The sequence below is a fragment of the Pseudomonas sp. NY15181 genome (genome assembly GCF_048068055.1).
Classification (GTDB): Bacteria; Pseudomonadota; Gammaproteobacteria; order Pseudomonadales; family Pseudomonadaceae; genus Pseudomonas.
Genome location: NZ_JBLUPT010000013.1, coordinates 109,031 through 132,111 on the forward strand (window position 1 = coordinate 109,031; position 23,081 = coordinate 132,111).

At 65.8% G+C, this 23,081-nt stretch carries 20 protein-coding genes; 12 read left to right on the forward strand and 8 right to left on the reverse strand.

Annotation, left to right across the window (positions count from 1 at the left end; all coding sequences use genetic code 11):
* The first annotated feature begins 39 nt into the window (after positions 1 to 39).
* The 10 genes from ACNFBT_RS24675 to ACNFBT_RS24720 all read left to right on the forward strand — a co-directional run bounded on the left by ACNFBT_RS24675 (position 40) and on the right by ACNFBT_RS24720 (position 11,395).
* A complete protein-coding gene (locus ACNFBT_RS24675) occupies positions 40 to 294 on the forward strand; it encodes a hypothetical protein (RefSeq protein ID WP_416753337.1) in 255 nt (84 codons plus the stop codon).
* A gap of 223 nt (positions 295 to 517) precedes the next feature.
* Positions 518 to 997 (forward strand): hypothetical protein, encoded by a 480-nt coding sequence (locus ACNFBT_RS24680; RefSeq protein WP_416753338.1) that lies wholly within the window; start codon positions 518 to 520, stop codon positions 995 to 997.
* Positions 998 to 1,011: 14 nt separating this feature from the next.
* Positions 1,012 to 1,614: a hypothetical protein gene (locus ACNFBT_RS24685; protein ID WP_416753339.1), complete on the forward strand. Its 603-nt coding sequence runs from the start codon at positions 1,012 to 1,014 to the stop codon at positions 1,612 to 1,614.
* Positions 1,615 to 1,871: 257 nt separating this feature from the next.
* Complete coding sequence (locus tag ACNFBT_RS24690) at positions 1,872 to 3,593, forward strand: ABC transporter permease (protein WP_416753340.1); 1,722 nt, start codon at positions 1,872 to 1,874, stop codon at positions 3,591 to 3,593.
* 9 nt (positions 3,594 to 3,602) lie between these two features.
* Positions 3,603 to 4,904, forward strand: a complete 1,302-nt coding sequence (locus ACNFBT_RS24695; protein WP_416753341.1) for a nitrate/sulfonate/bicarbonate ABC transporter ATP-binding protein — start codon at positions 3,603 to 3,605, stop codon at positions 4,902 to 4,904.
* Between the two features lie 425 nt (positions 4,905 to 5,329).
* On the forward strand, positions 5,330 to 5,908 hold the full coding sequence (gene gfa / locus ACNFBT_RS24700; RefSeq protein ID WP_416753342.1) for an S-(hydroxymethyl)glutathione synthase: 579 nt from the start codon (positions 5,330 to 5,332) through the stop codon (positions 5,906 to 5,908).
* 348 nt (positions 5,909 to 6,256) lie between these two features.
* The gene (locus ACNFBT_RS24705) at positions 6,257 to 6,739 is read left to right on the forward strand and encodes a formate dehydrogenase subunit gamma (RefSeq protein ID WP_416753343.1); all 483 of its coding nucleotides are present in this window, start codon (positions 6,257 to 6,259) and stop codon (positions 6,737 to 6,739) included.
* Positions 6,733 to 8,292: an NADH-ubiquinone oxidoreductase-F iron-sulfur binding region domain-containing protein gene (locus ACNFBT_RS24710; RefSeq protein WP_416753344.1), complete on the forward strand. Its 1,560-nt coding sequence runs from the start codon at positions 6,733 to 6,735 to the stop codon at positions 8,290 to 8,292. The genes ACNFBT_RS24705 and ACNFBT_RS24710 overlap by 7 nt, the downstream gene beginning before the upstream one ends.
* Complete coding sequence (gene fdhF / locus ACNFBT_RS24715; RefSeq protein WP_416753345.1) at positions 8,289 to 11,177, forward strand: formate dehydrogenase subunit alpha; 2,889 nt, start codon at positions 8,289 to 8,291, stop codon at positions 11,175 to 11,177. Before ACNFBT_RS24710 ends, fdhF begins: the two co-directional genes overlap by 4 nt.
* Positions 11,174 to 11,395 carry a formate dehydrogenase subunit delta gene (locus ACNFBT_RS24720; RefSeq protein ID WP_416753346.1) on the forward strand — a complete coding sequence of 74 codons (222 nt, stop codon included), beginning with the start codon at positions 11,174 to 11,176 and terminating at the stop codon, positions 11,393 to 11,395. The genes fdhF and ACNFBT_RS24720 overlap by 4 nt, the downstream gene beginning before the upstream one ends.
* Positions 11,396 to 11,535: 140 nt before the next feature.
* On the opposite strand, the gene ACNFBT_RS24725 is transcribed toward ACNFBT_RS24720, so the two are convergent.
* Entirely contained in the window at positions 11,536 to 11,880 is a 345-nt protein-coding gene (locus ACNFBT_RS24725; RefSeq protein WP_416753347.1) for a cupin domain-containing protein, read from the reverse strand.
* Between the two features lie 221 nt (positions 11,881 to 12,101).
* Positions 12,102 to 12,551, reverse strand: coding sequence for a winged helix-turn-helix transcriptional regulator (locus tag ACNFBT_RS24730; RefSeq protein WP_034053388.1), 450 nt, complete (start codon positions 12,549 to 12,551; stop codon positions 12,102 to 12,104).
* A gap of 97 nt (positions 12,552 to 12,648) precedes the next feature.
* Between ACNFBT_RS24730 and ACNFBT_RS24735 the strand changes: the two genes are divergently transcribed.
* Entirely contained in the window at positions 12,649 to 13,590 is a 942-nt protein-coding gene (locus ACNFBT_RS24735; protein ID WP_416753348.1) for an aromatic alcohol reductase, read from the forward strand.
* Between the two features lie 283 nt (positions 13,591 to 13,873).
* Here ACNFBT_RS24735 and ACNFBT_RS24740 read toward each other — a convergent pair whose 3' ends face one another.
* A complete protein-coding gene (locus ACNFBT_RS24740; protein WP_416753349.1) occupies positions 13,874 to 14,905 on the reverse strand; it encodes a diguanylate cyclase in 1,032 nt (343 codons plus the stop codon).
* Positions 14,906 to 15,198: 293 nt separating this feature from the next.
* A complete protein-coding gene (locus tag ACNFBT_RS24745) occupies positions 15,199 to 15,861 on the reverse strand; it encodes a hypothetical protein (RefSeq protein WP_416753350.1) in 663 nt (220 codons plus the stop codon).
* A gap of 472 nt (positions 15,862 to 16,333) precedes the next feature.
* On the opposite strand from ACNFBT_RS24745, the gene ACNFBT_RS24750 reads away from it, so the two are divergent.
* Positions 16,334 to 17,005: a MarC family NAAT transporter gene (locus ACNFBT_RS24750; RefSeq protein WP_416753351.1), complete on the forward strand. Its 672-nt coding sequence runs from the start codon at positions 16,334 to 16,336 to the stop codon at positions 17,003 to 17,005.
* 61 nt (positions 17,006 to 17,066) lie between these two features.
* On the opposite strand, the gene betA is transcribed toward ACNFBT_RS24750, so the two are convergent.
* The 4 genes from betA to speB all read right to left on the reverse strand — a co-directional run bounded on the left by betA (position 17,067) and on the right by speB (position 22,967).
* Positions 17,067 to 18,752, reverse strand: coding sequence for a choline dehydrogenase (gene betA, locus ACNFBT_RS24755; protein ID WP_416753352.1), 1,686 nt, complete (start codon positions 18,750 to 18,752; stop codon positions 17,067 to 17,069).
* A gap of 35 nt (positions 18,753 to 18,787) precedes the next feature.
* Positions 18,788 to 20,293 carry a purine-cytosine permease family protein gene (locus ACNFBT_RS24760; RefSeq protein WP_416753353.1) on the reverse strand — a complete coding sequence of 502 codons (1,506 nt, stop codon included), beginning with the start codon at positions 20,291 to 20,293 and terminating at the stop codon, positions 18,788 to 18,790.
* A 132-nt stretch (positions 20,294 to 20,425) separates the two neighbouring features.
* Entirely contained in the window at positions 20,426 to 21,934 is a 1,509-nt protein-coding gene (locus ACNFBT_RS24765) for an aldehyde dehydrogenase family protein (RefSeq protein WP_416753354.1), read from the reverse strand.
* 61 nt (positions 21,935 to 21,995) lie between these two features.
* Positions 21,996 to 22,967: an agmatinase gene (gene speB, locus ACNFBT_RS24770; protein WP_416753355.1), complete on the reverse strand. Its 972-nt coding sequence runs from the start codon at positions 22,965 to 22,967 to the stop codon at positions 21,996 to 21,998.
* Between the last annotated feature and the right edge of the window lie 114 nt (positions 22,968 to 23,081).

Consider the following 23,081-nt stretch of genomic DNA (forward strand, 5'->3'; position numbering starts at 1 on the left):
TACTGACATTCCCGACACCTCAGCTGGAGGCGTGATGCCATGGCAAAGTCTCTGTTATCCACGTTGCTGACTGCGACCCTACTCGTAGCCTCCATCGGTACGTCCTGGGGGGCCACGGTGCAGGCGCAACAACGCCGTGACGCGCGGGATGTTCGCCAGGAAACGCGTCAGGATGCCCGGCAGACGAAGCAGGACTGCCGCGCGGCGGATCAGAAAAACAATTACCAATGCCGGCAGGACAAACGGCAGACCAAGCAGCAAGGGCGGGAGCGGGCAAGGGATATCAAGTACTGAGCCGCCCGCGCGGGCCCATCCCGGGAAAGCTTGCCGACCCGGACGCCCGAGCGGGTCGCTGGATAGCGTTCGAAGGCGCCGTGACAGCGCTGCTGCCTGCCTTCGGCGCTCGCGTTGAATCCGACGGCTCAGCCGGGGGCGCAACAATAGCGCCAGCGCGCATTGAACGGGGCTCAGGGGCTCTGCTACGCTGCGCCGATCCAGCCCGCCACGAAGGACCGTCATGCGCCGGAGCCCCATTTTCCTCGTCTTCCTGCTCTTGCTCACGGGCTGCAGCGGCCCTGGCTATTTCGAACCCATTCCCCCGAGCACCCCGCAACGCGCAACCCTCTACCTGTTCCGTCCCAAGGCCGACAATCCGGGCAGGCAGCCCCTGCGCTTCTCCTATCCGGACATCCTGATCGACGAACAGAGCGTCGGCACGCTCGAGTTCAACTCCTATCGCCGCATCGAGCTGGCGCCGGGCAACCACAACCTGCGCGTGACCGGCCTGACCCGCAAGGCGAGCTGGGAGCCCCGCGACATCAAGCAGACCTTCAGCATCGCTCCGGGCGAGATCAAGTACATGAAGCTCGACGTGCGCTTCAACCTGAACGAGATGATGCTCGGCAATCCCGGCCCCAGCTACCTGATCCGCGTGACACCCATGCGTCCCGACGACGCCGTCTACGAGATCCGTGAAACCGAACCTCAAACACCATGAAGCAAGGACTCGCCATGAGTGCATCCCGTTTTCTTTTCCTGCCGCTCGCCGCGGCCGTGCTGGTCGGCTGCCAGAGCCAGGCCGAGCAGCCGCTGAACACCGAGTACGAGCGCACCGAGGCCGTCGCCAAGGGCGTGCCGGGCGGCGCGATCACCGAGACGGAACAGCTGCAGGCCACCGTTTCGGCCATTGACGCAGGCAAGCGCAGCTTCACCCTCAAGGACGACCAGGGCAACAGCCGCACCATCCAGGCACCGCCGGAAATGCGCAACTTCAACCAGCTCAAGGTCGGCGACCGGGTCAAGGCGGTCGTCGTCATGGAGCGCGTCGTCTACCTGCGCAAGCCCGGCGAACCCGCCGTGAACGGTGCCGCCGGCATGCTGGCCACCTCGCAGCTGGGCGAGAAGCCGGCCATGGTCTCGGCCGACACCATCGAGGTCACGGCCCTGGTCAAGTCCATCGACACCACCCAGCGCACCGCCACCCTGCAACTCGCCGATGGCGGCCTGCATACCGTCAAGGTTCGCCCCGACGTGGAGATGAAGCACGAGTACATCGGCCGCCAGGTGGTGCTGCGCATCACCTCCGCCGTCGCGGTCAGCGTCGAGCCGCAATGAGTCGTGGCACCGGCGCCTCTCCCGGCCGCCGGTGCCCCTCCAACCTTCGACAGCCATCCCCCGCCCCCGCAGCGCAAACCTCCGATTTTCCCCTCGGCCAAGGGCCAGCTAAGGAAATCTTAATCCTCGTAAGGCATCTGGTGCCCCCATGCCAGAGGCTTCCGGCCGGCCGCGTCATCGCCCCGCCAGCCACCTGAACCATACTGGCTCAATCGCGGTACCCGCCCCTTCCCCGTCCTGACGATAGAGACCTGAGCATGGCCCTCCTCTTCACCCCGTCGCCAGGCTTGCGCAATGCCGCGCCCAACCGCTGGGACTGGATACTCCTGCCGCTGGTGCTCGTCCTGCTGGTGCTCGCTGCCTATGGCGCCATGCAGATGAGCCGGCCGTTCGTGGTCGGGCAGACGCTGCCGATCAGCCTCGACCCGCTGTACCTGCCCTACTACCTGCTGCGCACCATCCTGCGGATGTTCACCGCGCTGGGTTTCTCGCTGCTGTTCGCCTTCCTCTTCGCCGCGCTGGCGGCCAAGTACCGCGCCGCCGAGAAGGCCATGATCCCGTTGCTGGACGTGCTGCAGTCGGTGCCCATCCTCGGCTTCCAGGCCATCGCCATCGCGCCCTTCATCGCGCTTTTTCCCGGCAACCTGCTGGGCGTGGAGTGCGCGGCGGTGTTCGCCATCTTCACCTCCCAGGCGTGGAACATGGCGCTGAGCCTGTACCAGTCGTTCCGCAGCGTACCGCCGGAGCTCAACGAGGCGGCGCGGATCTTCCGCCTCTCCGCCTGGCAGCGCTTCTGGCGCCTGGAGCTGCCCTTCGCCATGCCCGGGCTGCTGTGGAACATGATGATGTCGATGTCCGGCGGCTGGTTCTTTCTGGTCGCCGCCGAAGCCATCTCGGTGGCCGGACAGGACATCAAGCTGCCCGGCATCGGGTCCTACATCGCGGTGGCCATCGACCAGCGCAACCTCGGCGCCATCGCCTGGGCCATCGGCGCCATGCTCGCCGGCATCCTGCTCTACGACCAGCTGTTCTTCCGCCCGCTGCTGGCCTGGGCCGACCGCTTCCGCTTCGAGGAATCCCAGGGCGACACCGCGCAGCGCTCCTGGCTGCTCGACCGGGCCCGTCGCAGTCGCTGGCTGAGCACATTCGGGCAGCACCTGGCAGACGCCTTCCAGCGCGCTATGGGCTGGTTCGCCCAGCGCCACGACGGCATCCACGCCCCGCGCACCTGGCTGCGCCTGCCCGCCTGGTGGCCGCGCGCCTGGGACGCCATCCTGCTGCTGGCCTGCGCCTTCGCCTTCTTCCGCCTGGGCCTGTTCGTGCACCAGGACGTGGGCTGGGGCGAGGCGCTGCACGTGGTCGGCCTGGGCCTGATCACCCTGTGCCGGGTGATGCTGCTGATCGCCCTTGCTTCGCTGGTGTGGGTGCCCCTGTCGATCTGGATCGGCCTGCGCCCGCGCTACTCGCAGAAGGTCCAGGCGCTCGCCCAGTTCCTCGCCGCCTTCCCGGTCAACCTGCTGTTCCCGCTGGTGGTCATGGCGCTGGCGCACTTCCAGCTCAACCCGAACATCTGGCTGAGCCCGCTGATGGTCTTCGGCACCCAGTGGTACATCCTGTTCAACGTGGTCGCCGGCGCCGCCAGCATTCCCTACGAACTGCGCCTGGCCGCTGACAACCTCGGCCTGCGCGGCTGGCTGAAGTGGAAGCGCGTATACCTGCCGGCGGTGTTCCCCAGCTTCGTCACGGGCGCCATCACCGCCAGCGGCGGTTCGTGGAACGCCAGCATCGTCGCCGAGTACGTCACCTGGGGCGACACCTCGCTGGTGGCCGACGGCCTGGGCAGCTACATCAAGCAGATGACCGACGCTGGCGACTTCCATCGCATCGCCCTGGGCATCGGCGTGATGTGCATCTACGTGATGCTGCTGAACCGCTTCTTCTGGCGCCGCTTGTACCTGCTGGCTGAAAACCGTCGCTGAGGACCTGAGATGAAACACCCCCTGATCGAACTCAAGGCCGTCAGCAAGGCCTTCCAGGCGTCCGACGGCACGCCGCGCACCGTGCTGGAGAAGGTCGACTTGCGCCTCAACGAGCGGGAAATCGTCGCCCTGCTCGGCCGCTCCGGCTCGGGCAAGTCGACCCTGCTGCGGATCATCGCCGGGCTGGTCGGCGCCGATCACGGCTCGGTCAGCTATCGCGGCCAACCCATCCACGGACCGGTGGCGGGCGTGGCCATGGTCTTCCAGTCCTTCGCGCTGTTCCCCTGGCTGACCGTGCAGCAGAACGTCGAGCTGGGCCTGGAAGCCCAGGGCGTGACCCCGGCCGAGCGCGCCCGGCTGGCCAACGCGGCGCTGGAGTTGATCGGCCTGTCCGGCTTCGGCGGCGCCCTGCCGCGCGAGCTGTCCGGCGGCATGCGCCAGCGCGTGGGCATCGCCCGCGCCCTGGTGATGAACCCCGAGGTGCTGCTGATGGACGAGGCCTTCTCGGCGCTCGACGTGCTCACCGGCGAGACCCTGCGCGACGACATGCTCGAACTCTGGGAGGAACACCGCATCACTACCCGCAGCATCCTCGTGGTGTCGCACAACATCGAGGAGACGGTGATGATGGCGGACCGCATCCTCATCCTCTCCAGCGATCCGGGCCGGGTACGCTCGGAGCTGCGCATCGACCTGCCGCGTCCGCGCAACGCCGACTCGGCGGAGGTCCGCGCGCTGGTCGACGAGGTCTACGCGCTCATGACCCAGCGCCCGGAAGTCGCGGCGGCCGCCGGTGCGCCACCGGCAGTGGAGCTGGGCTACCGCCTGCCCGACGCCGACGTCGCGCGCCTGGAAAGCGTGCTCGAACTGATCGCCGGCGAGCCCTTCAACGGCCAGGCCGACCTGCCGCACCTGGCCGAGGAGACCGAGCTGCCCGACGAGGTGCTGTTCCCGATCTACGAGGCCCTCGGCCTGCTCGGCTTCACCCAGGTGATCGAGGGTGACATCCGCCTGACCCGCCAGGGCCGCAACTACGTCACGGCCCGCCAGGCGCGGCGCCAGGACCTGTTCGCCCGCCAGTGCCGCAATCGCGTGGCGTTGATCGGCTACCTCCTCGACAGCCTGCATCTGGAGCCCGGCGGCCTGCAGGAAAAGGTCGTGCTCGAGCGCCTGGAGGAGTACATGGACGCCGACGAAGCCGAACGGGTGCTCAAGGTCGCCATCGAATGGGGCCGCTACGCCGAACTCTACGAATATGACTTCCACACCCGCCGCCTGACCCTGGCGCGGGAAGCCGCGAGCGAGAACTGACTTCACGGTGCGCCATTTCCCGGCAGCACACGCAGGGCGCATGACCCGGAACGGCTTTTCCGCCAAAACGGCGGATAACGCCCGAGGCGTTATGCGCCCTACAAGGCACGACCGAACCACATCGTTAAGCGGTTCGCGAGCAAGAACCAGGCGTCCCCCTCGCTCCTACGAAACGCGCACCTGCGTGCCACGCCGAATCTCGCCTATCGTGATTGAGGGCGGTCGATCATTGTCGGCAAGACATGCACCGGCCCGACGAACGCCCCATCCCTTCCAGCGGATCGACTGTCGCAGCAGCAGGGCCTTCGACCTGATGAGCAACGCTCCGTCCATCCGCGCCGTCATCCATTTCGACGGGCAGGGCCTTCCGCGCGGCACAGCACGGCGCCCTTCCTGCCGGACCGAACGCCAGGAGGATCAGATACATGAGCGCGCCTCACATTCACCCATCCGTAGACAACGGCATCCGCCCGGAAAAGCCCGGTTTCAGCGGCGGCACCCTCCAGTGCCTCTGCGCGACCGACAAGGTGGAGGTCGCGGTCGGCGCCCAGACGCTGCACAACCATGCCTGCGGCTGCACCAAATGCTGGAAGCCCGCCGGTGCGACCTTCGCGGTGATCGCCGTGGTGCCGCGCGACAAGGTCAGCGTGGTGGCCCACCCCGAAAAGCTGCACATCGTCGACGACAGCGCCGTCATCCAGCGGCACGCCTGCCGTGAATGCGGCGTACACCTGTTCGGCCGCATCGAGAACAAGGGGCACGCCTTCTACGGCCTCGACTTCGTGCACACCGAACTCTCCCCGCAGGAGGGCTGGTCGGCACCGGGCTTCGCCGCCTTCGTCTCCTCGGTGATCGAGAGCGGCACCCCGCCCTCGCAGATGGACGCGATCCGCAAGCGCCTGCGAGAACTTCACCTGGAGCCCTACGACTGCCTGTCCCCGCCGCTGATGGATGCCCTGGCCACCCATACCGCCAAGCAGAAGGGCACCTACCGCGAAGCCTGATCGGCCTCGCCAACCGCCGAAGCCGGAACAGGAGCTGGACGGCTCCGGCGGTTGACTGCATGTCCATATTCCCCCCCTGACGAGTGGTCAGCGCGCCCTCTGCGCCCGTCCGCACGGCCCGCTGTCGGTTTCAGGATACGAAGGGTCGCTCGGGTGCAATCCGCCGGCAGGCGGGATGGCAAGCTTCCATACTGTTAAGGACCAGGTGCGCCCAGATGCCTGGCCGGATAACAAGAATGGCGCTCCGAAGAGCCACGCTCCCGTGACGTGGCCGGCACGCCGCAGCCGAAGAGTTCCGAACCGCTGCCGGGGGACGGCAGACGCGTTCGCGATGTCGAGGTTCGCTGAATGTCTGATGACTCGCTCCACCTGCCCCTGATTCACGACGTGCTGGAACGCCAGAAGGCCACTCCCGGTGCCCTGCTGCCGATCCTCCATGCCATCCAGGACGGCCTCGGGTACATCCCCGATGTCGCCGTTCCCGAAATCGCCCACGCCCTCAACCTCAGCGTCGCCGAGGTACGCGGGGTAATCAGCTTCTACCACGACTTCCGTACCGCTCCGCCCGCCCGGCACACCCTGCGCCTGTGCCGGGCCGAGTCGTGCCAGAGCATGGGCGCCGAAGGCCTCGCCGCGCAGCTGCGCGAGCAGCTGGCGCTGGACGACCACGGCACCAGCGCCGACGGCAAGATTGCCCTGCGCCCGGTGTATTGCCTGGGCGCCTGCGCCTGCTCGCCGGCCCTGGAGCTGGACGGCCGCGTACATGCGCGCCTCACCCCCGAACGCCTGCGCGAGCTGGTGAACGGCTGCCTGGAGGACGGAGCATGCTGAAGCTGTTCATCTCCTGCGATTCGGTCGCCCGCTCGGTGGGTGCCGATGAGATCGCCGCCGCGCTGGCCGCCGAGGCCGAGCGCCGCCAAATGCCGCTTCAGGTGCAGCGCACCAGTTCCCGTGGCCTTTACTGGCTGGAACCGCTGGTCGAGCTGGAAGGCGCCAACGGCCGCCTGGGCTTCGGCCCCCTCACCGTAGCCGAGGTCCCGCCCCTGCTCGACGCCCTCGCTGGCGATTCGAGCAGCCATCCCCGCGCCCTCGGGCCGGTGGAAGAGATCCCCTACCTGAAGTCACAGCAACGCCTGCTGTTCGCCCGCGCCGGCATCACCCGGCCGCTGTCGCTGGACGACTATCGCGCCCACGGCGGCTTCGAGGGCCTGACCCGCGCCATTGGCATGGACGGTGCCGAAGTGGTCGCCGCCGTACTCGACTCCGGCCTGCGTGGTCGCGGCGGCGCGGCCTTCCCCGCCGGCATCAAGTGGCGCACCGTGCGTGACGCCAAGGCCGCCCAGAAATACGTGGTGTGCAACGCCGACGAAGGCGACTCCGGCACCTTCGCCGACCGCATGCTGATGGAAGGCGACCCCTTCCTGCTGATCGAAGGCATGGCCATCGCCGGCCTCGCCGTCGGCGCGACCCTGGGCTACATCTACGTGCGCTCCGAATATCCGGACTCCATCACCGCCCTCAACCAGGCCATCCAGATCGCCCGCGACGCCGGCTACCTGGGTGAAGACGTGTGCGGCAGCGGCCGTGCCTTCGACCTGGAAGTGCGGATGGGCGCCGGTGCGTACATCTGCGGCGAGGAGACCGCCCTGCTGGACTCCCTGGAAGGCAAGCGCGGCGTGGTCCGCGCCAAGCCGCCGCTGCCGGCGCTGCAGGGCCTGTTCGGGCTACCGACGCTGGTGCACAACGTACTGACCCTGGCCTCGGTGCCGGTCATCCTGGCCAAGGGCGCGCAGTTCTACCGCGACTTCGGCATGGGCCGCTCGCTGGGCACCATGCCCTTCCAGCTGGCCGGCAATATCCGCCACGGCGGGCTCGTCGAGCGCGCCTTCGGCCTGACCCTGCGCGAGCTGGTGGAAGGCTACGGCGGCGGCACCGCCAGTGGCCGGCCGCTAAAGGCCGCGCAGGTGGGAGGCCCGCTGGGGGCCTGGGTTCCACCGGCGCAGTTCGACACCCCGCTGGACTATGAAGCCTTCGCCGCCATGGGCGCGATGCTTGGCCACGGCGGCGTGGTGGTGGCCGACGACACCCTCGACATGGCCCGCATGGCGCGCTTCGCCCTGCAATTCTGCGCCGAGGAATCCTGCGGCAAATGCACGCCGTGCCGCATCGGCTCCACCCGTGGCGTGGAAGTCGTGGACCGCCTGCTGGCGGCGACCGACGCCCGCGCGCGGGATGAGCAGGTGATCTTGCTCAAGGACCTCTGCGACACCCTGACCTACGGCTCGCTCTGCGCGCTCGGCGGCATGACCGCCTTCCCCGTGACCAGCGCCCTCAAGCACTTCCCCGCCGACTTCGGTCTGGAGTCCCAGGAGGCCGACCAATGATCAACTACTTCGACCCCGCCAGCTCCGCCAGCAGCGAAATCGACCTCGGCACGCCCGCCCGCGAGAGCGACGTGCAGGTCAGCCTGAGCATCGATGGCCGCGAGATCAGCGTCCCCGCCGGCACCTCGGTGATGCGCGCCGCCGCGCTGGCAGGCACCAGCATTCCCAAGCTCTGCGCCACCGACAGCCTGGAAGCCTTCGGTTCCTGCCGCATGTGCCTGGTGGAAATCGACGGCATGCGCGGCTACCCCGCCTCCTGCACCACGCCGGTCACCGAAGGCATGGTGGTGCGCACCCAGACGCCGAAACTGGCGAGCCTGCGGCGCAACGTCATGGAGCTGTACATCTCCGACCACCCGCTGGACTGCCTGACCTGCCCGGCCAACGGCAATTGCGAACTGCAGACGGTGGCCGGCCAGGTGGGCCTGCGCGAAGTGCGCTACGGCTACGAAGGCGCCAACCACCTGAGCGATGCGAAGGACGTCTCCAACCCCTACTTCGACTACGACCCGAGCAAGTGCATCGTCTGCAACCGCTGCGTGCGCGCCTGCGAAGAGACCCAGGGCACCTTCGCCCTGACCATCGAAGGGCGCGGCTTCGAGTCCCGCGTGGCGGCGGCCGGTGGCGAGGACTTCCTCGACTCCGAATGCGTCTCCTGCGGCGCCTGCGTGCAGGCCTGCCCCACCGCCACGCTGATGGAAAAGAGCGTGGTCGAGATCGGCCAGCCCGAGCGCAGCGTCATCACCACCTGCGCCTACTGCGGCGTGGGCTGCTCCTTCCGCGCCGAGATGAAGGGCAACCAGCTGGTGCGCATGGTCCCGGACAAGAACGGTCAGGCCAACCACGGCCACTCCTGCGTCAAGGGCCGCTTCGCCTGGGGCTACGCCACCCACCCGGATCGCATCACCAAGCCGATGATCCGCAAGCACATCGACGACCCCTGGCAGGAAGTCAGCTGGGACGAGGCCGTCACCTACGCCGCCAGCGAATTCCGCCGCATCCAGCAGAAGTACGGGCGCGACTCCATCGGCGGCATCACCTCCAGCCGCTGCACCAACGAAGAGACCTACCTGGTGCAGAAACTGGTGCGCGCAGCGTTCGGTAACAACAACGTCGACACCTGCGCCCGCGTCTGCCACTCGCCCACCGGCTACGGACTCAAGCAGACCCTGGGCGAATCTGCCGGCACCCAGAGCTTCGACTCGGTGATGCAGGCCGACGTGGTCCTGGTGATGGGCGCCAACCCCACCGACGCGCACCCGGTATTCGGCTCCCAGCTCAAGCGCCGCCTGCGCGAGGGCGCGCAACTGATCGTCATCGACCCGCGCCGCATCGACCTGGTGGACTCGCCCCACGCCCGCGCCGAACTGCACCTGCAACTGCGCCCCGGCACCAACGTGGCGATGCTCAACGCGCTGGCCCACGTCATCGTCACCGAAGGCCTGGTCAACCAACCCTTCGTCGATGCCCGCTGCGAGGCGGCGGAATTCGCCCGCTGGCGCGACTTCGTCAGCCTGCCGGAGAACGCTCCCGAGGTGCTCGGCCCGGTCTGCGGCGTGCCCGCCGAGGAAATCCGCGCCGCCGCCCGCCTCTACGCCACCGGCGGCAACGCGGCCATCTACTACGGCCTGGGCGTCACCGAACACAGCCAGGGCAGCACCGCGGTAATGGGCATCGCCAACCTCGCCATGGCCACCGGCAACGTCGGCCGCGAAGGTGTGGGCGTGAACCCGCTGCGCGGCCAGAACAACGTCCAGGGCTCCTGCGACATGGGTTCCTTCCCCCACGAATTGCCGGGCTACCGCCACGTCTCCAACGAGGCCGTGCGCGCACAGTTCGAACAGGCCTGGGGCGTGACCCTGCAGCCCGATCCGGGCCTGCGCATCCCCAACATGTTCGAGGCGGCACTGGGCGGGACCTTCAAGGCGCTCTACTGCCAGGGCGAGGACATCGCCCAGAGCGACCCCAACACCCAGCACGTCACCGCCGCCCTGTCGGCCATGGAGTGCGTGGTGGTGCAGGACATCTTCCTCAACGAGACGGCCAAGTTCGCCCACGTGTTCCTGCCGGGCAGCTCCTTCCTCGAAAAGGACGGCACCTTCACCAACGCCGAACGCCGTATCTCCCGCGTGCGCAAGGTGATGGAGCCGCTGGGCGGCAAGGCCGACTGGGAAGGCACCGTGGCCCTGGCCAATGCCCTGGGCTACCCGATGAACTACACCCATCCGTCGCAGATCATGGACGAGATCGCCCGCCTGACGCCGACCTTCACCCGCGTCAGCTACGAGGAAATCGACCGCCACGGCAGCCTGCAATGGCCGTGCAACGACGCGGCGCCCGACGGCACCCCGACCATGCACATCGACGAGTTCGTGCGCGGCAAGGGACGCTTCATGCTCACCGGCTACGTGCCCACCGACGAGAAGGTCAACGCCCGCTACCCGCTGCTGCTGACCACCGGACGCATCCTCAGCCAGTACAACGTCGGCGCCCAGACCCGGCGCACCGACAACGTCGCCTGGCACGAGCAGGACCGCCTGGAGATCCACCCCAGCGACGCCGAGAGCCGTGGCATCCGCGATGGCGACTGGGTCGGCGTGGGCAGCCGCGCCGGGCAGACGGTACTGCGCGCCAAGGTCAGCGAGCGGGTGGCGCCCGGCGTGGTCTACACGACCTTCCACTTCCCGGAATCCGGCGCCAACGTGATCACCACCGACAACTCCGACTGGGCCACCAACTGCCCGGAATACAAGGTCACGGCGGTGGAAGTCACGCGCGTCTACGAGCCCTCCGAATGGCAGAAGCGCTACCAGAGCTTCAGTGACGAACAGCGGCGCCTGCTCAAGGAACGTCGCCACGCGGAGAAAGCCGAGGCCCGCCGATGAGCATCGAGAACCTGATCAAGATGGCCAACCAGATCGGCCAGTACTTCGCCAGCGAGCCGGACCGTGAGCAAGCCGTGCGCGGCGTGCGGCAGCACCTGCAGAACTTCTGGACGCCGGCCATGCGCCGCGACCTGACGGCCTGGCAGGAGCAACACCCCGAAGGCGACCTGCACCCGCTGGTGCGCGCCGCGCTGACGGACGCGACCGCGAAGGCCTGACCCCACCTGCGCCGCGCCTGCCTGGAACCACCGTTCCGCGCAGGCGCGGCGTCGCCTCGTTCAGCCAGGCTATTCCCGGTCAATCGCCGGACCGGCGCCGTGCTCTTCCCGGCGCTTCCGCACCCTGCTCCATCCGACGCTCACCCCTGCCGGACGATATCGACCGAAATCTCCACCGCCGCCACCGTACCCCGGTTCTCCAGCCAGTGGGTGGTGTTCCGGTCCTCCGGCCAGCCCACACCCGGCCCGTAGTCCGTGGCGACACCATTGCGATGGTCAGTGATGGTGCCCTGCAGGATGAACACCGTGCCGGGCCTGTCCTTGTGGTCATGGACCGGACCGAAGACCCCGCCTGGCTCGATGGTCACCTTGCGCATCCGCAACTGACGCCCCACCATGCCCTCGATCTCGGGGCCCAGGTCGATCGCCGCCAGCAACTCCACCGTCACCCCTCGGGTGTCGGGTGCCACCTGTTCTTCGCTCATCGTGCTCGCCTCGCCGTGCCGAAAAAATCTGGGCTGCTTCTTTCAGTGAAGCCCCGCTTTGCCGTTCAGGGCGACAACGAGCCATCGGCCGGGTCGGGAGGCGACGAAGGGTCGAATGCGGCCGCTTGCAGACGGTCTGCGAACGGCCAGAAGCAGACGTTCGATTTTGGGCGAGGCTAGGTCGAGTGCTACTGCTCTGAATGAGAAGTACACGCTATCGATTACTCTGGATTAGAGGGAGCCGACGTGGGGATTTGCCAGGCTGGTTTCTTGTCATCTTGACTGTCGAAAACGCGACGCGCCTTGCGGAATTCCTCGGCGTTTTCGACCACCCACATCCAAACAGGAGACATCCGAACCAACAGTTCCATACCCAGCGGCGTCAGCTCGTATTCGACGCGCGGCGGAATTTCCCCGAACTCCCGTCGAAGCAGTAATCCATCCCGCTCCATGGCGCGTAGCGTCTTGGTCAGCATTCGCTGGGTCACCCCAGTCATCTGCCTTTTTATCTCGGCGTGGCGCATCGTGCCGTACACGCCCAAGGCGTGCAGGATGCCCAATGACCATCGGCTACCCGCGTGAGCGAGGACTTCCCGTCTGACGCCATCATCATCTTCTCGGAGCGTTTGGCAGATGGCTTCTGCCTGGCTCAGAGCGTCCTGATTGGTCATTTATCCTCCTAGGTATCACGCGTGTGCCTTCTTACGAGTACTGCCTGACCATGCCAGCATTCGCTCATGTTATAGGCATCACGCCTCAGGAGAAATCATGACCGAAGCAACCCCGCTTTCCCCTCAATCCATTCTTGTTCTCGGCGCTGGCGAACTGGGTCTCCCGGTTTTGCGCAATCTCGCGCGAGTGGCCAAACGCGCACCCGGCTCCCAAATCAGCGTTCTTCTCAGGGAGTCGACCATCAACACCCAGATACCGGAGAAAAAGGCCGAAATCGACGAGCTTCGTGGGCTGGGCATTCAGATGGTCGCTGCGGATCTGGTGAACGATTCAATTGATCAGTTAGCTGAAGTGTTCGCCCGGTTCGATACCGTCATAGGCTGTGCCGGCATGGTCGCGGGTCGAGAAACCCCCATGAAGTTGGCGACAGCAGCGCTAAGGTCGGGCGTGAAGCGCTACTTCCCGTGGCAGTTTGGCGTGGATTTCGAAGTGATCGGTCGGGGTAGCCCCCAAGATCTTTTCGATGCTCAACTCGATGTACGCGAGGCGCTCCGCGCGCAAGATAAAACCGAATGGGTAATTATCTCGACGGGCATGTTCACCAGCTTCCTTTTCGAGCCCGTATTTGAGGTAGTCGACTTCGACAATGACACCGTTAACGCGCTCGGCAGTCTCGAGAACAGCGTGACGCTCACCACACCAGACGACATCGGCGCTCTCACGGCGGAAATCGTCTTCTTTGAACCTCGCTTCCGCAACGAGATTGTCTATCTCTCAGGCGACACGGTGTCGTATGGACAGGTCGCGAACATCCTCGAACATGCACTGGGTCGTCCGTTCAAAACTAACGTGTGGACTGTTCCGTACTTGATGGATGAGCTGAGAAAAGACCCTACCCATCACATCAAAAAGTACCGTGCTGTATTCGCACAAGGCAGAGGTGTGGCATGGCCTAAAGCGGGCACCTTCAACGAACAGCAGTCGATTCCAGTAACCACCGCTGAGCAATGGGCTCGGGCGAACCTTGGGGGCAAGTGAGCGCGACGACAGATAACTGACTTGCCGAGAAACTCCTCGGCTCGACAGTGGACGCTGACAACCGAGGTTGAACGTTTAGAGGACGACAAGCTGTCTAGACTTTCAGCGTAGAGCCTCAGTGTCCGCTATGGGTCGGAAGCTGCCAATGACCATGTTTAGCCTTCAATCGAACGCACCATGGTCTGCTACCGATAGCTGGCGCTCACAAATGGGGCACTGGTCAGTTACAGCGCCGAGGACGAGCGACAGGCACTGCGCCTGAGCATCGAGAAGACCATGGCGATTATCCCGCCACCTTGCGCCGCTGCTTCACCTTGTACATTTCCCGATCGGCCAGCTTGATGGCCTCATCCACGTCCAGGCTATCGGGCGGCACTGCAACAACGCCGACGCTGGCGCCGCGGTACTGGATGTCCCCGTGCCCAACGCCCAGCACGTAACGTCCGATGGTGGCGTTGGTCAATCGTTCCTGCAGCAAATGGGCCGCATGCAGCATGTCGGTCCCATGATCCAGCTGCGGGGAGAAGGTACCGAGCGCGATCACGATGAACTCATCGCCACCGGTACGCCCCAGAACGTCGCTGGAGCGCAGGCTGTCCTGCAGCCGGCCGGCGACTCCCTGCAGGAAGGCGTCTCCGGCGTGGTGACCATGGGTATCGTTGATGTACTTGAACCCATCCAGATCGACGACGCCGACCAGCACGTACATCCTCTCGCGCCTGGCCAGCGCGAACATGCGCTCGAGCTCGCCCAGGATCGCGCGCCGGTTGGACAACCCCGTCAAGGAATCCGTCAGCGCCAGCTTCGCCAGTTCCGAGTTCGCGGATTGCAGCCGCTCCACCAGCAGCTCCCGTTCCAGGGAATACCCCAGCAGGCCGGAAAGCAGCTTCAGGATCGGCTCCACCTCTGGAGAACGGTCGACCTTCGATGAACTGGCGGCACAAACCGTACCGAGCACGCGGCCGTCCTGGGCGGTGATGGGGGCGCTCACATAGGTTCTGATGCCCAGCGCCTTGGCTGCATCCGAGTCCCCCCAACACTCCGCGACGTCGTCCGAGTACAGGCGATTCTCTTCCAGCGCGCGCTTGCACAGGGTGTCTTCCCAGGGCACGACCAGCCCCTCGGGAATCTCCATCTTGCCGACGTTTCGAGCGAACTCCACGCGCTGAACACCGTGCGCGATGTCGATGGTCGTCAGGTAGGTCGATTCCATTCCCGTGACCCTTTCCAGCAGGGCCAGCAACGGGCGCGTGAGTTGTTCTACGGTTTTGGCCTTGGGGACGGTCTCGGACAGGAACGACAGTATCTGATCCATGCGGAAGCTTCGGCGGCAGCGTAAAGGTGTGTTGATTGATAGCAAATCACCTTCGCCGTGAACAGCCATGGGGGACATGCCCAGCGGCTTTCCAGGCAGATGTCGCCGACAACGAAAGACCGCTCCAGGCACGACCTGCTTGAAGGTCATATGCAACTTGAAGCATCACCCGGCGACCATGGCAGCGGGCGATGACATGCCTCCAGGCGAACCCCGGGCTGGCCGTCCATCAAGGACTGATCGGCGTCACTCACCTCCAGCCGCAGAGAGCGAACCCGATACTCAGCGCCCCGTCAGCCGCCCAGGGCGATGATCGCGAACAGCAAGGCTGTCCCCACGATGACCAGTGCCCCGCCACCCACCCAGGGTTTGCCGCCGGAGTAATGCGCCAGAATCCAGCCCGAGATGAACAGCATGCCCAGGGCCACCAGGTTGGATACGCGAATGGCCGGCCCGGTCTGGTCAATCAACAGGAACGGGATGACCAGAGGAAAGGTCGCCAGCACCACCAGCAGGAAGGTACCCAAGGCCCCTTTGACGTCCTCCAGCCCCAGCCGCGCGGGAATGGGCGCATCGGCCGTGGCCAGCAGGCGATGGCGCAGCATCTCCAGCACCTCCGAACCCGCGGCATCGGCGAGGCGCGGCGGCAAGGCATCGGCGATGAGGCCCTGGCCTTCGCGCGGGTCGGCGCCGTCGCGCAAGCGGGCCAGGAGGGTCCGGCTGCGCGTGTGCTCGGTCCAGGTACGCAACAGGTAGATGACGGCATCGGCCAGGCCCCATGCGAGGTTGCAGCCCAGGGCCGCGATCAGCATGGTTCGGGCCTCTTCGCGGCCTGCGGTCGCAACGCTCAGCGAGCCGATGAAGGTCATTGCCATCAGCAGGCCGAATATCACTTCGGTGACCCGGTCCACGGGGTCGAGAACCCTCTGCCAGGTTCCAACTCGAGGTCTGTCCATCGTTCCCTCTCCAGAACGGTGGGCGGAACGTGCCGTCCACCGTGCATGCACTGAATCAGAGACTGCGGAAACCGTTGTACGGGAGATACCCGGCGGTCAGCGCACCCATCGACATCACGGCGAAAATCAACGTCTCCAGGCAAGTAAAGACGCTGGTCCCCGCTCGCGCTTGCCTTGGCGAGCAGAAACCCTTCGCTGCCGTGATCGACGGGCATCCATCGAACTGATCCGATTCGGTCGTTCGGGGAGGACCCTCGGTAGCCAGTGGCAAAATCGTGCCTAAACTTCTTCGCAACCCATCTCGCACAGGTCAGCAGCCCGGCCGCGTCGATGGTGTGTCACCCGCTCGATGTTTCAAGCACACGTTATCGAGGTATCGGACGCCAGCCTCGCAGGCTCGAGCCGGCACAAGTGAAACTCCGCGACTTCGAATCTGCGGAGGACATCCGGAACACTACAAGGACGCCCGGATATGAGCAGTTTGTTTGACGCTATCGTTCTCGGTCTGCTGGCAATACTTCCCTTGATCAACCCACCGACGACGGTCGCGCTGTTCCTGGCGCTTTCCCACGGGTTCAGCCGGGAGGAAAAGAACAGGCAGGCACTGCTGACCGCCTTCTACGTGTTCATCATCATGACGCTCACCTATTACATCGGTGAACTGATCATGGACGTCTTCAATATCTCCATCCCCGGCCTGCGCATCGCCGGCGGCGGAATCCTCTGCATCATCGGCGGCAGGATGCTGTTTCCCCAGCCCCTCCCGCCCTCCGCCGCGCAGGGCGGCAACGCCGAGCGCGCCAGTTTCGCCTTCATTCCGCTGGCCATGCCCAGCACCGCGGGCCCCGGCACCATTGCGATGATCATCAGCGCCTCCGCCACGATCAAGCACAACACGAGCTTTCCGCACTGGGTCCTGTTGACCGCGCCGCCGCTGATTTTCCTTTCGGCGGCACTGACGCTCTGGCTCTGCCTGCGAGCCTCGGACTGGATCATGAAGATGACGGGCGAATCCGGCATCGATGCCATATCGCGGTTGATGGGGTTTCTACTCGTCTGCATGGGCGTTCAGTTCGCCATCAACGGCGCGGTGGAAATCGTGCAGGGCGTCATCAACAACAACCTGCACCTCACCCAGCCCTAGTAGCAGCCGATAGCCGAAGGCGACGCCAGCCTCAACGACCGGCGCCGCTGCGGAGGGACGCTCAGGCCCTGAGCTGACGCACCGGTGCCCGGCTGCGCTGCTGTTGCTCCCAGTCTTCGACCAGGCCCACCGGCACGTCCGCCGGGGCCAGCATGTCGCGTCCGCGCACCAGGTCGGAGGCGCGCTCGGCGAGCATGATGGTCGGCGCATTGAGGTTTCCGTTGGGCTCGGTGGGGAACACCGAGGAGTCGATCACCCGCAAGCCCTGGATGCCGCGCACGCGCAGCTCGGAATCGACCACCGCCATCTCGTCCTCGCCCATGCGGCAGGAGCCGCACGGGTGCATGGTGCTTTCCATGTTGGCGCGGACGAAGGCGTCGATCTCCTCGTCGGTCTGCACCTGCGGTCCGGGCGCCAGTTCCTCGCCACGGAAGCGGTCCATGGCCGGCTGGCCGATGATCTCGCGGGTCAGTCGCACGCAGCGGCGGAAGCCTTCGCGGTCCTCCTCGCTCTCCAGGTAGTTGAAGCGGATTTCCGGGTGCTGGTACGGGTCGGCCGAGACGGCGCGCACGTAGCCACGACTCTTGGGCTTGTTCGGCCCGGTGAGCACCATGAAACCGTGGCCCTTGAACGGCTTGTCGCCGTCGTAGCGCATGGCTGCCGGGAGGAAGTGGAACTGGATGTCCGGCCAGCGCAGCCCCTTGGAGGAGCGGATGAAGCCGCCCGCCTCGAAGTGGTTGGAGGCGCCCAGGCCATCCTTGAACAGCAGCCAGCGCAGGCCGATCAGCGCCTTGCCCAAAAGGCTCATCTTGCCGTTGAGGGTCACCGGTTCCTTGCACGCGTACTGGATGTAGATCTCTGAGTGGTCCTGCAGGTTCTCGCCCACCCCCGGCAGGTCATGGCGCACCTCGATGCCCGCCTTGCGCAGCACCTCCGCCGGGCCGATGCCGGAGCGCTGCAGCAGGTGCGGCGAGCCGATCGGCCCGGAGCTGACCAGCACTTCGCGCGTGCAGTAGACGGTGTGGGTCTTGCCGCCCTGGTCGTACTCCACACCGATGGCGCGCTTTCCTTCGAGGAGGATGCGGCGGCTCATGGCGTGGGTCACGACGGTCAGGTTCGGCCGTTCCATGGCCGGGCGCAGGTAGGCGTTGGCGGTGGACCAGCGCACGCCGTCCTTCACCGTCATGTGCATGGCACCGAAGCCTTCCTGCATGTAGCCGTTGCAGTCGTCGGTCTTGATGTAGCCCGCCTCGGCGCCGGCCTCGACCCAGGCACCGTACAACGGGTTCTGCATGTTGTTGCCGTTGTTGGTGGACAGCGGACCCTCGGCACCGCGGTAGTCGTCGCCACCGAACTTGTAGCCCTCGGCGCGCTTGAAGTACGGCAGGCAGTTGCGATAGCCCCAGCCCTTGGCGCCAAGGGATTCCCACTCGTCGAAGTCGTAGGCATGGCCACGGATGTAGACCAGCCCGTTGATCGACGAGGAGCCACCCAGCACTTTGCCGCGCGGGCAGTGCAGGCGGCGGTTGTCGAGATGCTTCTCGGCGGCCGTTTCGTAGCGCCAGTTGTACTTCTTGGTGTTCATCGGGATGGAGAAGGCGCTGGGCATCTGGATGATCACGCTGCGGTCGCTGCCGCCGAACTCCAGGACCAGGACCGAGGTACGCGGGTCTTCGCTCAGGCGATTGGCCAGGACGCAGCCGGCCGAACCCGCACCAATGATGATGTAGTCGTATTTGTTGGTCATTTCGGATCTCGCTGGGCGCAGGTCGCGCCGCTGGGTTACCAGGTCTTGCCCGTGGAGAAGTGCGGAGTGCTGCTCTCGATGTGGCGAATGAGTTTTTCCTCTTTCTCCAGGTCGAGCGACAGGCACAGCAGGTAGTAGGCGATGCCGGAGACGATCAGGCCGACCAGCCAGGCCATGTCGACGCCGCCGATCATCTTCGCCAGGGGGCCGACGAACACCTCGTCTGTGCCGTTGTAGATGGTGAAGAACGGGATCATCACCACGAAGCCGATCAGGTAGGCGATCAGGCCACGGCTACCCCAGTGTCCGTAGATGTTGTCGTGGGGCAGGAAGAAGTGCGGGATGGCGTAGCGGCCCTTGCGCACGAAGAAGTAGTCGGTGAGGTTGACGGCGGTCCAGGGCACCAGGAAGTACAGCATCACCACCAGGTACATGTTGAGCACCGACAGGCCCGAGCCCGAGGCGTTGATGGTGATGGCCATGCCCAGTTGCAGCAGCACCACGAAGAGGATCGCCCAGATGCGCACGCGGGGGGTCGGCTTGATCTTCTTGAACGAGTCGACGCCGGTGAGGGTAGTGAGCTTGGCGCTGTAGATGTTCATCGCGATGACCGGCAGGAACGCGAGGATGGTGACGGCCACCATCAGTGTGCCCAGCTGCGGCGCGAAACCGGCACCCACGGCATTCAGCGCGACCAGTACATCGGTGGCGTGCAGGTGCTCGGCCAGCCAGCCGCCGACCGCGATCATCCAGGCACCGGACAGCGAGGCGCCGAGGAATACCGCGAGGATCAGCTTGCCGCTGGAGGTGTTCTTCGGCAGGTAGCGCGAGTAGTCCGAGACGTAGGGCGCATAGGCGATGTTGTAGCTGGCGCCGGCGGCGAACTGGGCGACGAAGCCGACCCAGGTGAAGCCCAGGGCGACGGCCTCGGTGCCGCCCGCCGGGGCCGGCGCGGACTGGACCCAGCCCATCAGCACGGCGAGCGAGAGCAGCCCATAGAGCGGCAGCGAGAGGAACAGCGACCACTTGAAGGTACGGTGCATCCAGTCGTGGCCGAGGATGGCCAGCAGGGTCGCCGGCACCGTGACCGCCAGGGCCACCTGCATCGGTCCCCAATGGAACAGGGTGTTGAGCCCCTGCATCATCAGCACCAGGTTGACGATGTTGAAGCCGGCGAAGACGAACAGGGTGGCGAACAGCACCAGGATGACCCCGCGGTAGCCGAACTGCGCACGCGACTGGATCATCTGCGGCAAGCCCAGGTGCGGACCCTGGGAGCCGTGGAAGGCCATGAACAGGGTGCCGAACATGATGCCGAGGGTGCCGGCGATCATGGTCCACAGGGCGTTCAGGCCGACGCTGGGGCCGACGAAGCCGATGGTCATGGTGAAGAAAGTGAAATTGCCGACGAACCAGAACGGGCCCTGGGTCGACAGTTTGTCGGTACGCTCGTGCTCCTCGATGAAATCGATGGAGTGCCCTTCTATTTCCAAGCCGCGCGCTCCTTCGGAAAGGGGGGCGGATTGCGAGTCTGCTTTCATGGTTGTCTCCGGATTGTTCTTGTATGGAGTCTCACCAGCAGGCACCGCACCTGAGAGTCGAGTCTGTTACGCCCCGGGCTCCCGGTACAGTGCCTCATGCATCAACGGTCAGGGATTTCGCTGCACGCACGCTCAGGGCAACGTGATCCACACCGCCTTGGTTTCCAGCAGGTAATCCAGCTGCTCCGATCCCATGTCCTTGCCGTAGCCGGACTGCTTGTAGCCGCCGAACGGCATGCTCGGGTCGAGGGTGCTGTGGGCGTTGACGTAGACGGTGCCGGCGCGCAGGCGCGGGATCAGGGTGTGGACCTTGCCCAGATCGTTGGAGTAGATGGCCGCCGCCAGGCCGAAGTCGGAGTCGTTGGCCAGGGCCAGCGCCTCGTCTTCGTCATCGAAGGGCGCGGTGACCAGCACCGGGCCGAAGATCTCCTCGCGGACCACGCGCATGTCGTTGCGGCAGTTGGCGAAGATGGTCGGCTGCACGAAGAAGCCCGGGCCCTCGACCGCCTCGCCGCCGTAATAGACCTCGGCGCCCTCCTCCTTGCCGGCCTGGATGTAGGCCAGCACGCGCTCCTGCTGCTGGCGGGACACCATCGGGCTGATGAAGCAGTCGGGGTCCAGGCCCGGCGCCAGCTTCAGGCTCGCGGTGTAGTCGGCCAGCTCGCGCAGGAACTGGTCGTAGACGCTACGGTGCACGTAGGCGCGGGTGCCGGCGTCGCAGACCTGCCCGGAGTTGAAGAACACGCCGTTGGCCACCGCCTGTGCGGCAGCCTTGATATCCGCGTCGGCGCAGACGATCACCGGCGACTTGCCGCCCAGCTCCAGGGTCAGGCGCTTCATCTGGTCCATGGCGGATTTGCCGACGTTGCAGCCGACCGGGGTGGAGCCGGTGAAGCTCAGCTTGTCGATGCCCGGGTGCTCGGCCATCGCCGCGCCGACCACACTGCCGCGGCCAGTGACGATGTTCACCACGCCATCGGGAATCCCGGCTTCCTGCACCAGTTCGGCGAAGCGCAGCGCCGACAGCGAGGTCAGCTCGGCCGGCTTGACTACCACGGTGCACCCCACCGCCAGCGCCGCGCCGAGCTTCCAGGCCATGGTCTGCAGCGGGAAGTTCCACGGCACGATGACGCCGACCACGCCCACCGGCTCCTTGCGGGTGTAGGCCACATAGTTGCCCGGCAGCGACGGCTCGACGGTGCGACCGTGGATCTTGCTGGCCCAGCCGGCGAAGTAGCGGAAGGTATCGATGGTGCCCTGGATGTCCACGGCCCGCGCCTGGGCGACCGACTTGCCCATGTCGACCGATTCGATCTCAGCCAGCTCGTCGCCGTTGGCCTCGATCAGGTCGGCCAGGCGATGCAGCAGGCGCTCGCGCTCCAGCGGCTTGAGCTGGCTCCAGGCGCCGCCGTCGAACTGCGCGCGGGCGGCCTGCACGGCGCGGTCCAGGTCGGCGGCGGTGCCCATGGGGATGCGCGCCAGCGCAGCCTCGGTGGAGGGCTCGATGACTTCCGCCGTAGCGCCGTCACTGGCGTCTACCCAGGCGCCGGCAATGAACATCTTCTGCGGCTTGGAGAGGAAGCGCTGGGTGGCTTCGGAGATGCCGTAGCGCTGCAGATACTCTTTGACCTTGGTGTCCACTCTCATGTCCTCGTAACGGGGCGGGCTGAGGCGCCCGCCGGTTGCATGGCGATTGCCGGGCTCAGCGAGCCTGGGCGCGGGCGTGGAAGATGAAGCCGATGCTGTTCATCAGCAGCTGTGCGGCGAGGATCGAGGTGACACCGGCGGGGTCGTAGGCCGGCGCGACTTCCACCAGGTCCATGCCGATGATGCGGCCGTGGCTGCGTTTGGCCAGCGCCTGGATGATTTCCAGCACCTCGTAGTACTGGAAGCCACCGTGGCTGGGGGTTCCGGTACCCGGCGCGATGGACGGGTCGAAGCCGTCAATGTCGATGGTGATGTAGTAGTTGCGGTCCTGCGGAATCATGTCCACCACCGCGTCGGCACCCAGGCGGCGCACGTCGCGCACCGAGAGGATCTGCGAACCGGCTTCGCGGGCGGCGTCGTAGTCGGCACGGTTGGACGAGGACACGTTGCGGATGCCCATCTGGGTCATGCCGACGATATGGTCCATCTCCGAGGCGCGACGCAGCGGGTTGCCGTGGCCGAAACGCACGCCGTGGCGTTCGTCGACGAAGTCCAGGTGCGCGTCGAAGTGCACGATGTGGATCGGCCCGCGCCCTTCGAAGGCCTTGATCACCGGCGCGTGGATCGAGTGGTCACCGCCCAGCACCACCGGCATGGCGCCGGACGCGAGGATCTGCCGCACGGCGGATTCGATGTTGGCGTTACTGGTTTCCATGTCGGTGTGCACGATGTCGGCATCGCCCACGTCCACCATGCGCACCTGGTCTTCGGTCAGGTAGGTGGCGTCGTCTTCGTGGTCGTAGGCGCCAGAGTGGCCGAAGGAGAACAGCGTGGATGCCTCGCGGATGCCGCGCGGTCCAAAGCGGGCGCCGGAACGCCACTGGGTGCCCATGTCGTTCGGCGCGCCGAGGATCGCCACGTCGGCGTCGATGGCGTTCCAGTCGGTGCAGATGGGCGACTTGGCGAAGGTGCAGTGCCCGACGAAGGGCAGGTTCAGGCGGCCGGACTCGTAACCGTGCTTTGCCATGGTCGTGCTTCTCCATTTCTTGTTCTGTTGAGGAGGTGGGGCGGCGGGGAGCGCCCTTGGACCGACTATGGGCGCAGGCGGGCGATGGAAAAATGCGCAAGTTCAGATACTCAC

Coding starts and splice junctions, on each gene's coding strand:
- ACNFBT_RS24675 (WP_416753337.1), top strand. CDS start 40: ATGGCAAAGTCTCTGTTATCCACGTTGCTGACTGCGACCCTACTCGTA.
- ACNFBT_RS24680 (WP_416753338.1), top strand. CDS start 518: ATGCGCCGGAGCCCCATTTTCCTCGTCTTCCTGCTCTTGCTCACGGGC.
- ACNFBT_RS24685 (WP_416753339.1), top strand. CDS start 1,012: ATGAGTGCATCCCGTTTTCTTTTCCTGCCGCTCGCCGCGGCCGTGCTG.
- ACNFBT_RS24690 (WP_416753340.1), top strand. CDS start 1,872: ATGGCCCTCCTCTTCACCCCGTCGCCAGGCTTGCGCAATGCCGCGCCC.
- ACNFBT_RS24695 (WP_416753341.1), top strand. CDS start 3,603: ATGAAACACCCCCTGATCGAACTCAAGGCCGTCAGCAAGGCCTTCCAG.
- gfa (WP_416753342.1), top strand. CDS start 5,330: ATGAGCGCGCCTCACATTCACCCATCCGTAGACAACGGCATCCGCCCG.
- ACNFBT_RS24705 (WP_416753343.1), top strand. CDS start 6,257: ATGTCTGATGACTCGCTCCACCTGCCCCTGATTCACGACGTGCTGGAA.
- ACNFBT_RS24710 (WP_416753344.1), top strand. CDS start 6,733: ATGCTGAAGCTGTTCATCTCCTGCGATTCGGTCGCCCGCTCGGTGGGT.
- fdhF (WP_416753345.1), top strand. CDS start 8,289: ATGATCAACTACTTCGACCCCGCCAGCTCCGCCAGCAGCGAAATCGAC.
- ACNFBT_RS24720 (WP_416753346.1), top strand. CDS start 11,174: ATGAGCATCGAGAACCTGATCAAGATGGCCAACCAGATCGGCCAGTAC.
- ACNFBT_RS24725 (WP_416753347.1), bottom strand. CDS start 11,880: ATGAGCGAAGAACAGGTGGCACCCGACACCCGAGGGGTGACGGTGGAG.
- ACNFBT_RS24730 (WP_034053388.1), bottom strand. CDS start 12,551: ATGACCAATCAGGACGCTCTGAGCCAGGCAGAAGCCATCTGCCAAACG.
- ACNFBT_RS24735 (WP_416753348.1), top strand. CDS start 12,649: ATGACCGAAGCAACCCCGCTTTCCCCTCAATCCATTCTTGTTCTCGGC.
- ACNFBT_RS24740 (WP_416753349.1), bottom strand. CDS start 14,905: ATGGATCAGATACTGTCGTTCCTGTCCGAGACCGTCCCCAAGGCCAAA.
- ACNFBT_RS24745 (WP_416753350.1), bottom strand. CDS start 15,861: ATGGACAGACCTCGAGTTGGAACCTGGCAGAGGGTTCTCGACCCCGTG.
- ACNFBT_RS24750 (WP_416753351.1), top strand. CDS start 16,334: ATGAGCAGTTTGTTTGACGCTATCGTTCTCGGTCTGCTGGCAATACTT.
- betA (WP_416753352.1), bottom strand. CDS start 18,752: ATGACCAACAAATACGACTACATCATCATTGGTGCGGGTTCGGCCGGC.
- ACNFBT_RS24760 (WP_416753353.1), bottom strand. CDS start 20,293: ATGAAAGCAGACTCGCAATCCGCCCCCCTTTCCGAAGGAGCGCGCGGC.
- speB (WP_416753355.1), bottom strand. CDS start 22,967: ATGGCAAAGCACGGTTACGAGTCCGGCCGCCTGAACCTGCCCTTCGTC.